Genomic DNA, 12,172 nt, shown 5'->3' with positions numbered 1-12,172 from the left:
CCGCCCGGGTTACTTGCAGACCACCACCACGCTGCGGCCTTTGAAATTGCCGACATCCGCGCCCAGGGTCTTTTCGCTGTCCTTCAAGGCTGGCGTGCCTTCGGTGCCGACGATGCGGTAACCGGTGCCTGCACAGGACGCGTCGGCTTTTTCGTAGCAACTGGCCCAGGAATTGGCCTCGCCCGAACAATCAATGGTCAGGCCCTGTTCGCCGTTTTTCAGATAAATGTCGGAAGTGGTGGTGCAGCCGGCGAGCGCCAGGACCGTTGTCAGTGCCAGGATCTTGTTCATCTAAGGGTCGTCGTTCAGAAGTGTTGAGGGGCGTGCTGACACTGGTGTGGGGCGTTTTCAGCGAGATTATAGCGAACGGCCATCAAGGTACAGACAAACACTAAAAAGCCCCGTTTGCCGGGGCTTTTTGCGCAGTTGCGGTGGCTTACTTGGTCTTGGGTCTTTTGCTCGACGCGTGACCGGCCTCGTCCACAAACACTTCAGCTACCGCAATAGCCTGGCTTTCAGTCGCGAAGGTCCCGGCGACGCTGTCTCCGTGAAAATTGATCAGGTGCCAGCCGTCTGCTCGCTTAGTGATCAGGTAGCCGTTTACGCCTTTGGGTTCTGACATCGATTAACAATCTCGTGGTCTGGTTCAAGTGGGCAATGATAGCGCCAAATGCCGTGGGGGAGCGTAAGTTGTTGCAGGTCAGTGCCGAACCCCATAAAGCGTGCTAAAAAGGATGTGGCCCTTTGAAATCAGGGGCAGGCTGGTTTTTTCCAGTGCCGCTGGGGCCGCTTGTTTGAACACGGGCGGAACTAACGCCGACATTTTTTCTCTATGTTGACATCGCAACGCCAGCAGCGCCCATTGTAAGGTGGCTGCGGCCTGATTAGACTGCGCCGAATTTCGTACGCACAGCCCTTATTAAGGACTTTTATGATCAAGAAATGCTTGTTCCCAGCAGCCGGTTACGGTACTCGCTTCCTGCCAGCGACCAAGGCCATGCCTAAAGAAATGCTGCCGGTGGTAAACAAGCCACTGATCCAGTACGGCGTCGAAGAGGCACTGGATGCCGGGCTGAACGAAATCTCCATCGTGACCGGCCGTGGCAAGCGCGCGCTGGAAGACCACTTCGACATCAGCTATGAGCTGGAAAACCAGATCAAAGGCACCGACAAGGAAAAGTACCTGGTCGGTATCCGCAAGCTGCTCGACGAGTGCTCGTTTTCCTACACCCGTCAAACCCAGATGAAAGGCCTCGGCCATGCCATCCTCACCGGTCGCCCACTGATCGGCGACGAGCCGTTTGCCGTGGTATTGGCGGATGACCTGTGCGTGAACCTGGAAGGCGACGGTGTCTTGACCCAGATGGTCAAGCTCTACCAGAAATACCGCTGCACCATCGTTGCGGTGCAGGAAGTCGATCCTTCGGAAACCAACAAGTACGGCGTGATCGCTGGTGACGATATCGGCGATGGCCTGATTCGTGTACGTGACATGGTCGAGAAACCGGCGCCGGAAGACGCCCCGTCGAACCTGGCGATCATTGGTCGCTACATCCTGACCCCGGATATCTTCAAGCTGATCGAAGAGACCGAGCCAGGCAAGGGCGGCGAAATCCAGATCACCGACGCCCTGTTGAAGCAGGCCAAGGACGGTTGCGTCATTGCCTACAAGTTCAAGGGCCGTCGTTTTGACTGCGGTGGCGCAGAAGGCTACATCGAGGCGACCAACTTCTGCTACGAGCACTTCTACAAGACTGGCAAGGCTTACTGATTCAAGCAGTGCCTGTTGAGTCTCAAGAAAGCCACCTTCGGGTGGCTTTCTGGTTTTTTGGGCGCAAGCGGGTATCCTGATGCCCTGCCGAGGAGAGTGAAATGGCCTACGATTTTGATCTTTATGTAATTGGCGCCGGTTCTGGCGGTGTACGAGCGGCGCGGTTTGCCGCCGGGTTTGGCGCAAAAGTGGCCGTGGCGGAAAGCCGCTACCTGGGCGGGACTTGCGTCAACGTTGGCTGTGTGCCGAAAAAGCTGCTGGTCTACGGTGCGCACTTTGCCGAAGATTTCGAGCAGGCCAGTGGCTTTGGCTGGTCCTTGGGCGAGGCTGATTTTGATTGGGCGACGCTAATCGCCAACAAGGATCGCGAGATCAATCGCCTCAACGGGATCTACCGCAACCTGTTGGTCAACAGCGGCGTGACCCTGCATGAAGGCCATGCGCGCCTGACTGGGCCCCATGAAGTCGAGATCAATGGCGAGCGCTTCACGGCCAAGAACATCCTGATCGCCACGGGCGGCTGGCCGCAGATCCCAGAGATCCCAGGGCATGAGCACGCCATTGGTTCCAATGAGGCGTTCTTCCTTAAAGCACTGCCCAAGCGCGTGCTGGTGGTTGGCGGCGGTTATATCGCGGTGGAGTTCGCCGGGATTTTCCACGGGCTGGGCGCGCAGACGTCGCTGCTGTATCGCGGTGATCTGTTCCTGCGAGGGTTCGATGGTGCGGTGCGCAAGCACTTGCAGGAAGAGCTGACCAAGCGTGGCCTGGACCTGCAATTCAACGCCGATATCGCGCGTATCGACAAGCAGGCCGATGGCAGCCTCAAGGCCACCTTGAAGGACGGTCGTGTGCTGGAGGCCGATTGCGTGTTCTATGCCACGGGCCGGCGCCCGATGCTGGATAACCTGGGCCTGGAACATACCGGGGTCAAGCTGGACGAGCGTGGTTTTGTCGAGGTCGATGATCTGTACCAGACCGCCGAATCGTCGATCCTGGCCATTGGTGATGTGATTGGTCGCGTGCAGTTGACGCCAGTGGCCTTGGCCGAAGGCATGGCCGTGGCGCGTCGTCTGTTCAAGCCTGAGCAATATCGCCCGGTGGACTACGCGATGATTCCTACGGCGGTGTTCAGCTTGCCGAATATCGGTACCGTGGGCCTGAGCGAAGAGCAGGCCCGGGCTGATGGGCATAACGTGCAAATCTTCGAAAGCCGTTTCCGGCCGATGAAGCTGACCCTGACCGAGTGTCAGGAGCGCACGTTGATGAAGCTGGTGGTCGATGCAGACACCGACAAGGTGCTGGGTTGCCATATGGTCGGGCCGGATGCGGGCGAGATCGTCCAGGGGCTGGCGATCGCCCTCAAGGCGGGGGCGACCAAGCAGCATTTCGACGAGACCATTGGCGTGCATCCTACGGCGGCGGAAGAATTCGTCACCATGCGCACGCCAGTGGCTGGCTGATCAGTCCTCGGTTGTTGCCTCTGGCGCCGTTGCAACGACGGCAGCCAGGCGCAGCGCCTCGATGGTGGCCTGGGCCTTGATCAGGTCCAGTTCTACAGTCTTGTGGGTGTGCTGCTGCTTGGTCAGCGCGTCCTGGCGTGACTGGCTGTCCAGCACGGCAACCCGCAGACGCTCCTGGAGCAAGGTGCGTTCGCTCTCGATCAGGCTTACCTGTTCGCTCAGCTTGAGTTGCTGGGCTTGATCCTTGCGGCTTTGCTCTTGTAGGGCGGCCAATTCCTTCGCCGTTATCCGGTGTTCAATCAATAGCCGCTCATTGTCACGATGCAGCTGGGTGATTTCATCCTGACGCACCATGGCGCTCTGCTGCGCCTGGCGCAATTCAGCCTGGAGTTGTTGCAGTTGGCCTTCATGGCGACGTTGCTCCTGCTCGCGCTGGTCCTTGATGGCGTTGCGGTAGTGCTCAAGGGCATCGCGGGCGTGCAGGTGTTTTTCTTCCAGTGAGCGAATCTGTTCGTCCTTATCCGTAATCCGTAGCTCGTAGTCACTGCACGCCTGGCTGAGCCCGGCGTTGCGGGTTTGTTCGGTCTGCAGGCTGGTGCTGGCGGTTTGCAGGGCGGCGCTTTCTTGTGCCAGGGCGGCGGCCTGGATATCCAATTGCTGTTGGAGCTGGCTGTGTGCTGCTTCAAGTGTTTCTACCTGGGTGAGCAGGGCGGTTTTCTGCTGCTCGAACTGCGCCAGGGCCAGGTCGATGGGCTCCTGGGCCTTTTCTTTCAGGCGCTGGGCCAGGCGTGAGACCAGTTCGCCAAGCTCATCATCGAGGGGCGCCTCGGTGATGGTGAGGCGGGTTTCGCTCTCGTCCAGTTCCTTCAAATAGCGGTGAATGGTGGTTTTCGAGCCGGTATTGCCCATCTCGATGCGTACGGCGTCGATGCTGGGGTTCTCGCCGCGGGCGAGGATTGCCAGGCGTGCCGTTTGAACTACTGCTTTATTGATGCCGCCGCGAGCCATGGGGTCTCCGTCGATTTAGTACTGTGGTATGTAGTATGTATATACGTATTGTATCATGAATAACAAAACGTATAAATTGATGAGTTATAAGATGGGATATTGGCGTATTATCCCGTGTCAGTGCCCATTGGACTCAATTGCAGCCCAATGTCCGTACACCAATCCCTGTAGGAGCCGGCTTGCCCGATAGTGGTATGAGTGAACTTGATCGCTACCTGAACGCCGCCACCCGCGACAACACCCGCCGCAGCTACCGCGCGGCTATCGAGCACTTTGAAGTGACTTGGGGTGGTTTCCTGCCCGCCACCAGCGACAGCGTGGCGCGTTACCTGGTGGCCTATGCTGGGGTGTTATCGGTCAATACTCTGAAACTGCGCTTGTCGGCGCTGGCGCAATGGCATTCCAGCCAGGGCTTTCCCGACCCCACCAAGGCGCCGGTAGTGCGCAAGGTGCTCAAGGGGATTCGCGCCTTGCATCCCGCCCAGGAAAAACAGGCCGAACCCTTGCAGCTCCAGCACCTGGAACAGGTGGTTGGCTGGCTTGAACGCGAAGGCGAGCAAGCCCGAGCTGCCGGCGATCGCCCGGGCTGGTTGCGCGCCAAGCGCGACGCGGCATTGATCCTGCTGGGCTTTTGGCGCGGCTTTCGCAGCGATGAGTTGTGCCGGCTGCAGATCGAACACGTGCAGGCGGTGCCGGGCGCGGGCATCACCTTGTACTTGCCGCGCAGCAAGAGTGATCGTGAAAACCTCGGGCGCACTTATCAAACCCCCGCGCTGCTGCGCCTGTGCCCCGTGCAGGCCTACATTGAATGGCTGAGTGCCTCGGCCCTGGTGCGCGGCCCGCTGTTTCGCGGGATTGATCGCTGGGGCAATCTGGGGGAGGAGGGGTTGCATGCCAATAGCGTGATCCCGCTGCTGCGCCAGGCCCTTGAGCGTGCAGGCATTGCCGCCGAGCAGTACACCAGTCACTCCCTGCGCCGTGGCTTTGCCACCTGGGCCCATCGCAGCGGTTGGGATTTGAAGTCGTTGATGACGTATGTCGGCTGGAAGGACATGAAGTCAGCCATGCGCTATGTTGAAGCGACGCCCTTTCTTGGTATGACTCAGATCCGCGATCCGCTGCTTTAAGATTTCTTCTATTAATACAGTGTGTTGATAGCCAAAACCAATCGGCAGCATCAGGTTTGCCAATGAGCCATCGGCGATGAGACTGGGTAGGATTCACTCATCAACTTACTAACCCCTGACGGAGAGTCAACGATGCCTATCATCAACAGCCAAGTAAAACCGTTCAAAGCGACCGCTTACAAAAACGGCAACTTCGTAGACGTGTCGGACGCTGACCTGAAAGGCAAGTGGTCTGTCGTATTCTTCTACCCAGCCGACTTCACTTTCGTTTGCCCAACCGAACTGGAAGACCTGGCTGACAACTACGCCGAATTCCAGAAACTGGGCGTCGAGATCTACAGCGTGTCCACCGACACCCATTTTGCCCACGCTGCCTGGCACAACACCTCGCCAGCCATCGGCAAGATCCAGTACACCATGATCGGCGACCCGACCCTGACCATCTCCCGCAACTTCGACGTGCTGATCGAAGAAGCTGGCCTGGCAGACCGTGGCACCTTCGTGATCAACCCAGAAGGCCAGATCAAGATCGTTGAGCTGAACGACGGCGGCGTTGGCCGTGACGCTTCCGAGCTGCTGCGCAAAATCAAGGCTGCCCAGTACGTCGCTGCCCACCCAGGCGAAGTGTGCCCAGCCAAGTGGAAAGAAGGCGAGGCTACCCTGGCTCCGTCCCTGGACCTGGTCGGCAAGATCTAAGTCTGTGAAGTATCAAGGGCGGATTACCGCACCTAAGTAAGCTGCATCCGCCCTCAAAACGCCCGGGCGAGATTCGCTCGGGCGTTTTTTTGTCTGCAATAAACCGAATTAATAGGAAATCGCCCGTATGTTGGACGCCAATCTTAAAGCTCAGTTGAAGTCATACCTGGAACGGGTCACCCAGCCGATCGAGATCGTCGCCTCCCTCGACGACGGTGCGAAATCCCAGGAAATGCTTGCTCTTTTGCAGGACGTAACCAGCCTCACCACGCTGATTACCCTGAAAACCGATGGCAATGACGGGCGCAAGCCGTCGTTCTCCATCAACCGCCCGGGTGCCGATATCAGCCTGCGTTTTGCCGGTATCCCCATGGGTCATGAATTCACTTCGTTGGTGCTGGCCCTGCTGCAAGTCGGTGGCCACCCCTCGAAGGCCAGTGTCGAAGTGATTGAACAGATTCGCAGCCTTAAAGGTGAGTTCAACTTCGAGACTTACTTCTCGCTGTCCTGCCAGAACTGCCCGGACGTGGTCCAGGCGCTGAACCTGATGGCGGTGCTCAACCCGAACATCCGCCATGTCGCGATTGATGGCGCGCTGTTCCAGGCTGAAGTCGACGAGCGCCAGGTCATGGCGGTGCCCAGCGTCTACCTCAACGGGGTGAACTTCGGCCAGGGTCGCATGGGCCTGGAAGAAATCCTCGCCAAGCTGGATACCAGCGGCATCGAAAAGGCTGCCGAAAAAATCAGCGCCAAGGACGCCTTTGATGTACTTGTCGTCGGTGGTGGCCCGGCCGGTTCTGCGGCTGCAATCTACGCTGCACGCAAAGGTATCCGCACCGGTGTGGCCGCCGAGCGTTTTGGTGGGCAAGTGCTGGACACCATGTCCATCGAAAACTTCATCTCGGTGCAGGAAACCGAAGGCCCGAAACTGGCGAGCGCCCTGGAAGCCCACGTGCGTCAGTACGACGTGGATATCATGAACCTGCAGCGTGCCAGCAGCCTGGTCCCGGCGAAAAATCCCGGCGAGTTGCATGAGATTCGCTTCGAGAGCGGTGCGACCCTCAAGTCCAAGACCGTGATCCTGGCGACTGGTGCGCGCTGGCGTGAAATGGGGGTGCCGGGCGAGCAGGAATACAAGGCCAAGGGCGTATGCTTCTGCCCGCATTGCGATGGTCCGCTGTTCAAGGGCAAGCGTGTGGCGGTGATCGGCGGCGGTAACTCCGGCGTTGAAGCGGCCATCGACCTGGCCGGTATTGTCAGCCACGTGACCTTGCTGGAGTTCGACAGCAAGTTGCGCGCCGACGCCGTGTTGCAGCGCAAGCTCTACAGCCTGCCAAACGTTGACGTGATCACCAGTGCGCTGACCAGCGAGGTCAAGGGGGATGGCCAGAAAGTCACCGGCCTGGCCTACAAGGACCGCGATACCGGCGAGTTCAAGACCATCGACCTGGAAGGCATCTTTGTGCAGATCGGTTTGCTGCCCAACACCGATTGGCTCAAAGGCACGGTGGAGCTGTCACCCCGTGGCGAAATCATTGTCGATGCCCGTGGCGAGACTTCACTGCCAGGCGTATTTGCCGCCGGTGACGTCACGACGGTGCCGTACAAGCAGATCGTGATTGCGGTGGGTGAGGGTGCCAAGGCTTCCCTGAGTGCTTTTGATCACCTGATCCGAGCGTAAGGCCTGCAACTAAAAAGCCCATGAGCGATCATGGGCTTTTTTGTGGGTGCAGCTTTTGTGGGTGTTTACAGCGGCGCTGGCTGGATGATTTCGACCCAGTACGCATCCGGATCCTTGATAAACGCCAGGCTTTTCATGCGGCCATCAGTCAGGCGCTTCTGGAAGTCACAGCCCAGCGCTTCAAAGCGCTCACAGGCCGCAACGATATCCGGCACCGAAATGCAGATATGGCCAAAGCCGCGCGGGTCGGTGTTGCCATTGTGGTAGGCGAAGTTGGCATCGTTTTCGGTGCCGTGGTTGTGAGTCAGTTCCAGGATGCCCGGGATCGACTTCATCCACTGGGTGCGTTCGGCGGCATCGGCGGGGATCTGCGCCTTGTCGACCAGGGCAAGGAAGTACAGGCTGAACTCAGCTTGCGGGAAGTCGCGTTTTTCAACCAGGGAGAACCCCAGGACGCGAGTGTAGAAGTCCAGCGACTTGGTGATGTCCTTGACCCGCAACATGGTGTGGTTGAACACGAAGTTCGACGTGGCGGTGTCGGGTTGGGCAGTGACGCCCGGGAAGGTATTCAATTCGTGCAGGCTCATGGGCCCTCCAGAAAAAATGGGGCAGACGCAGCTCGTGACTTGAGCGGTCCTTTGGCTTGCGGCTGACAGGCATCCGTGCAGCCGGGCCATGATACGCAAGCCGCGCCGGCCGCGCCAAATGAAAAAGCTTACGCGGGCCTTGCGACCATCCCATGCGCAGGCTCAAACTTTACGGCTTGAACTTCGAGTGTTTTTTGCAATGAGCCGATCGAACAAACCGCTGTTGAGCACCTTGTGCCTGATCTTGGCCAGCACTGCTGTACTGGCGGCAGATCCCGAGATTCATTGGCCTAGCGGCTGGCAGGTAGAAGAAGTGGTGCCGGATGCCGACGCAGCGGCCACGCCGTCACCGGTATCTCGCCAGCGTGCAATAAAGAACAATGAAAACGGCGAGACACAGATGGTCATGGAGCTGACGGGTACACCGATCGAGCCTGGACATGTGGTCAATCTGCAAGGTGTGCTGCTCCAGATGCGCAAGTCTATCCAGAAGGACTTTGCCCGTAGCGGTTATCAAAGTGTTTGTAACAAGATGCACTCGACCACTTTAAGTCGCCTTGAGGCGCTGGAAACTACCTGCGTCGTTACCGAGAACGGTCGGCATGTGCTCTCGCAAACACTGGTGGGCGCTGTTGATACGAATAAGGCCTATGTTTTTTCATACGCCGGACACGCTGATGCTTATGCGGCGAGTAAGGAAGAAGTCAGTTCGGTGCGTGCAAGCTTGAAACTTTGATGGGTGAAGGCTAGATGCCTGGCCTGGTTCAGTGACGATTAGCGCACAACTATCCGGCATTGGCGCTCAGCGCCCGCTGGGCGGGTTTGTACCCACTGGAATGTATTTCAAAATTCACTTTCGAAAACCACAGGGTTTGAAAGCGAAGCGCAAAAACAAAAAAGCCCTGCGTCTGCAGGGCTTTTTATTAGTGCGCCAGTATTAGCCGCGAAGCCAGGAGTCTACAGTGGCTGCGCCATACTGTTCTTTCCAGGCTTTCAGGCCGCGGTGGTTGCCGCCCTTGGTTTCAATCAGTTCACCCGTGTGCGGGTTGTGATACACCTTGACCACGCGTGCACGGCGGGTTTTTGGTGCGGCAGCTACCTGGATGCCCGATTTGCCTGGGTTTGGATCAAGGATGGAAATGATGTCGCGCAGGCTCTTGCCGTAGGTTTTCATCAGCCCTTGAAGTTTTTCTTCAAATTCGATTTCTTTCTTCAAACCAGCGTCGTTCTTCAGGGATTCCAGCTGGGCGAGCTGTTCTTGAAGGGCTTTTTCTGCTGCACGAAATTCGGCGAGTCTGGACAAAATCTTTACTCCAATAGTGTATTTGGCTGATACCAACTGCAAACAAAGCTATAAGCCAAGAGCCTCAGCGTGACTCGGTAAAAAGTGGCTCTCCTGCCGATTCAGCGCAGGCAGGAAAAATTGTAGTAGTTAATGAGTCACGAGTAAATCATGTCTTTTGTATAAATAACAATATTTCATCATCCTGCTAGATGGATATTCAATTTCACTGCAAAGACTTAATGAAGGCGTCAAAAGGCACCGGGCGGCCAAACAGATAGCCTTGCAAGAAGTCCACGCCTTGCGCCGCCAGATAGTCGCATTGCTCTTGGGTTTCCACACCTTCTGCCACGATGCCCAAGTCAAGCTTGCCCGATAACTCAATGATGCTGTCGAGTATATGCCGCGATAGTGCGTCGACGCCGATCATTGCGACAAAGCTTTGATCGATTTTCAAGTAGTCAACATTGAAGTTGCGCAAATAACCCAGGCTGGAGTGGCCGGTGCCGAAGTCATCAATGGCGATCAGCACGCCCAGTTCGTGCAGGGCCTGGAACAGTTGGCGAGTCACGTCGGTGGGTTCGATCAGTTCGCGCTCGGTCAACTCCAGCGTCAACAGGACTTGGCCCGGCTTAAAGGCCGCAAGGAATTCCCGGCAGTCCTGCACCAACTCCAGGTCCTGGCAATGCCTGGCGGTGATATTGACCCCCACATGGAAATTGTCGCCCAGGCGAGCGGCGTGGGGCGCCAGTTGTGTGGCGACCTGGCGCATCAAGGCGCGGGTCATAGGCACGATCAGCCCGGAGTGCTCGGCCAGGGGGATAAACAGGTCCGGGCGCACCAGGCCTTCCTTTGGATGCTGCCAGCGCATCAATACTTCACAGCCGGCCCATTGCCGGGTGTCGCCGCGAACCACCGGTTGGTAATACGCTACGAATTCATTGGCGCCCAGCGCCCGCTGCAGCTCATGGGTGGGCGCTGAGGAGCGTTTTTGCAGCCAGTGCGCGAGCACGCCTGCCAGCACGCCAAAGAACACCAGGAGGCTGAACAAGGCCGGGTAGCGCGCTTCCATGTAACGCCACACTTCACCTTCGGGCATCCCGGCCTCCACGCTGTAGGCGTAACGCTGGGAGCCGAGCTGGTGGTGGGCCACGGCAAATACCGGTGGCGAGGTGGTGTGGACTTTGCCGTTGCTGCTCAGCCAATTGGGCCCGACCTGTAGTACCAGGTCGGCATAGCGGCTGATCAGGCGCAGGGCATTTGTCAGGTGATAGCCGTCAATCGAGGCAAACGCGGCCTTGTCACCGTCCACCAGCCGGTACACCAGCAGTGCGGTATCAGGCGTGACCGGGTTGCCATTCATCAGCCACAAGCGGCCATTGACGTAGTCGTCAGGGTTGACCGGTGACACATAGGCGTCGCCAAACAACGAGCTGCAATAAATGGTTTTTTGCCAGGACAGCGTGGTGGCGCGTACGAATGGGCGACGGGTGACTTGCTCGCGAAGCGCCAGTTTCACCGTGTTGTCACAGTCCTTGCCCGCCAGTGGCAGCAGGTCCTGGGCGGCGAGGGCGGTGTTGTCGAGCATCAGGTCGAACTGGCGCACGGCCTCGACGGCCGTCTGCTCGGTACTTTGCTCCAGAGTTCGTTGGGCCTGCATGTACAGGATGACCACCCCCAGCAGTATCGGCAGCAGGCCACACAGGGCTGTGATCAAGTAACGGGCGGTGCGTTTGCGCGGGCCTTTGATGGTGAGTGGCATTTATGCAGCCTGTAGCGAAGTGGGGGGGAGACGCCTGGCAACGGCTACAGGCAATACGTCGAATGTCAGGAGGATAGTTGGCCTATGGAAATAAGCATGTTTCACGTGCGGACCTAGCCACTTGGCCAGTTGTGGGTGTTTTTTAACCTTGCCAAACTTTGCAACACATTTTGACGAGGAAAGGTTGTTTGGTCCATTGCGTTATTGCTTGGATCAGTGTTGGCCCTGATAAACAACCTGCCATTCAAGATCCAACCCCTTTTGCGTCATTAAGCCCGAATCCGGCGAGCGGGCTTGTGCCTGCGCGTCGTGTGCCGAGGCATCTACTTAACACTTAGGAAAACTTGCGTAATGAAAAACAACCTCCTGGCGATAGTCATGTTGCTTGCCAGTGGCTTCCTCGTACCTGTGGCCTCTGCCGCCGATGGCACCATTACCCTGACGGGCGAAATTACCGGCACCACCTGCACGATCAGTGGCGGAACCGGCGGTGTTGCTGGCTCCGGGGCAAACTTTCCGGTAGTCCTGGACAAGGTACAAGCCAGTGCCCTGTCGACGGCGGGCGCGACTGCCAGTTCCAAGCCGTTTTTTATCTACGTGGGGGGTGGCGCCAGTTGCCCAGATGCGACCAAGGTTGCCGTGTTGTATGAAAGCACCAGCCCGGCCATCAACCCGGCCACGGGCAACTTGCGCAATACCGCCCCAAAAACCGCCGCCGCCAAAGTAGAAGTGCAGATTCTCGACGGCGCAACCCTGCAGCCGATGGATTTGCGTACCGGCCATGTCTCGACCACCGCC

The 12,172-nt window shown here is 57.9% G+C and carries 13 protein-coding genes; 7 read left to right on the top strand and 6 right to left on the bottom strand.

Features of this window, described 5'->3' with window-relative positions; genetic code table 11:
• Positions 1 to 9: 9 nt before the first annotated feature.
• Together BFQ03_RS12655 and BFQ03_RS12650 are read right to left on the bottom strand one after the other, a co-directional pair.
• Positions 10 to 291, bottom strand: a complete 282-nt coding sequence (locus tag BFQ03_RS12655; protein WP_065943270.1) for a YgdI/YgdR family lipoprotein — start codon at positions 289 to 291, stop codon at positions 10 to 12.
• Positions 292 to 436: 145 nt separating this feature from the next.
• A complete protein-coding gene (locus tag BFQ03_RS12650) occupies positions 437 to 622 on the bottom strand; it encodes a hypothetical protein (RefSeq protein WP_032860603.1) in 186 nt (61 codons plus the stop codon).
• Between the two features lie 309 nt (positions 623 to 931).
• Here BFQ03_RS12650 and galU point away from each other — a divergent pair, with 309 nt between their 5' ends.
• Positions 932 to 1,771 (top strand): UTP--glucose-1-phosphate uridylyltransferase GalU, encoded by an 840-nt coding sequence (gene galU / locus BFQ03_RS12645; RefSeq protein ID WP_029294645.1) that lies wholly within the window; start codon positions 932 to 934, stop codon positions 1,769 to 1,771.
• 101 nt (positions 1,772 to 1,872) lie between these two features.
• Positions 1,873 to 3,231, top strand: a complete 1,359-nt coding sequence (gene gorA, locus BFQ03_RS12640) for a glutathione-disulfide reductase (protein WP_065943269.1) — start codon at positions 1,873 to 1,875, stop codon at positions 3,229 to 3,231.
• Here gorA and BFQ03_RS12635 read toward each other — a convergent pair whose 3' ends face one another.
• Positions 3,232 to 4,239 (bottom strand): DNA-binding protein, encoded by a 1,008-nt coding sequence (locus BFQ03_RS12635; protein WP_065943268.1) that lies wholly within the window; start codon positions 4,237 to 4,239, stop codon positions 3,232 to 3,234. It abuts the gene before it with no gap.
• Positions 4,240 to 4,433: 194 nt separating this feature from the next.
• On the opposite strand from BFQ03_RS12635, the gene BFQ03_RS12630 reads away from it, so the two are divergent.
• The 3 genes from BFQ03_RS12630 to ahpF all read left to right on the top strand — a co-directional run bounded on the left by BFQ03_RS12630 (position 4,434) and on the right by ahpF (position 7,743).
• Positions 4,434 to 5,366: a site-specific integrase gene (locus BFQ03_RS12630; RefSeq protein ID WP_065943267.1), complete on the top strand. Its 933-nt coding sequence runs from the start codon at positions 4,434 to 4,436 to the stop codon at positions 5,364 to 5,366.
• Positions 5,367 to 5,498: 132 nt separating this feature from the next.
• On the top strand, positions 5,499 to 6,062 hold the full coding sequence (ahpC, locus tag BFQ03_RS12625; protein ID WP_010210361.1) for an alkyl hydroperoxide reductase subunit C: 564 nt from the start codon (positions 5,499 to 5,501) through the stop codon (positions 6,060 to 6,062).
• A gap of 127 nt (positions 6,063 to 6,189) precedes the next feature.
• Positions 6,190 to 7,743 (top strand): alkyl hydroperoxide reductase subunit F, encoded by a 1,554-nt coding sequence (gene ahpF, locus BFQ03_RS12620; RefSeq protein ID WP_065943266.1) that lies wholly within the window; start codon positions 6,190 to 6,192, stop codon positions 7,741 to 7,743.
• Between the two features lie 65 nt (positions 7,744 to 7,808).
• Here the strand turns inward: ahpF and gloA are convergent, their stop codons facing one another.
• Positions 7,809 to 8,330: a lactoylglutathione lyase gene (gloA, locus tag BFQ03_RS12615; protein WP_032860597.1), complete on the bottom strand. Its 522-nt coding sequence runs from the start codon at positions 8,328 to 8,330 to the stop codon at positions 7,809 to 7,811.
• A 199-nt stretch (positions 8,331 to 8,529) separates the two neighbouring features.
• Between gloA and BFQ03_RS12610 the strand changes: the two genes are divergently transcribed.
• A complete protein-coding gene (locus BFQ03_RS12610) occupies positions 8,530 to 9,066 on the top strand; it encodes a DUF4946 domain-containing protein (RefSeq protein WP_065943311.1) in 537 nt (178 codons plus the stop codon).
• A gap of 201 nt (positions 9,067 to 9,267) precedes the next feature.
• On the opposite strand, the gene BFQ03_RS12605 is transcribed toward BFQ03_RS12610, so the two are convergent.
• Positions 9,268 to 9,633, bottom strand: a complete 366-nt coding sequence (locus tag BFQ03_RS12605) for a histone-like nucleoid-structuring protein, MvaT/MvaU family (protein WP_029294664.1) — start codon at positions 9,631 to 9,633, stop codon at positions 9,268 to 9,270.
• Positions 9,634 to 9,838: 205 nt separating this feature from the next.
• Positions 9,839 to 11,374 (bottom strand): EAL domain-containing protein, encoded by a 1,536-nt coding sequence (locus BFQ03_RS12600; protein WP_065943265.1) that lies wholly within the window; start codon positions 11,372 to 11,374, stop codon positions 9,839 to 9,841.
• Between the two features lie 351 nt (positions 11,375 to 11,725).
• On the opposite strand from BFQ03_RS12600, the gene BFQ03_RS12595 reads away from it, so the two are divergent.
• Positions 11,726 to 12,172, top strand: a 447-nt coding sequence (locus BFQ03_RS12595) for a fimbrial protein (RefSeq protein WP_065943264.1), incomplete at its 3' end; no start/stop codon positions are given.

Source organism: Pseudomonas sp. 25 R 14, from assembly GCF_900004755.1.
Lineage (GTDB): Bacteria > Pseudomonadota > Gammaproteobacteria > Pseudomonadales > Pseudomonadaceae > Aquipseudomonas > Aquipseudomonas brenneri.
Note: the sequence above shows the minus strand (reverse complement) of the source record. Positions and strands in the feature narration are given on the sequence as shown.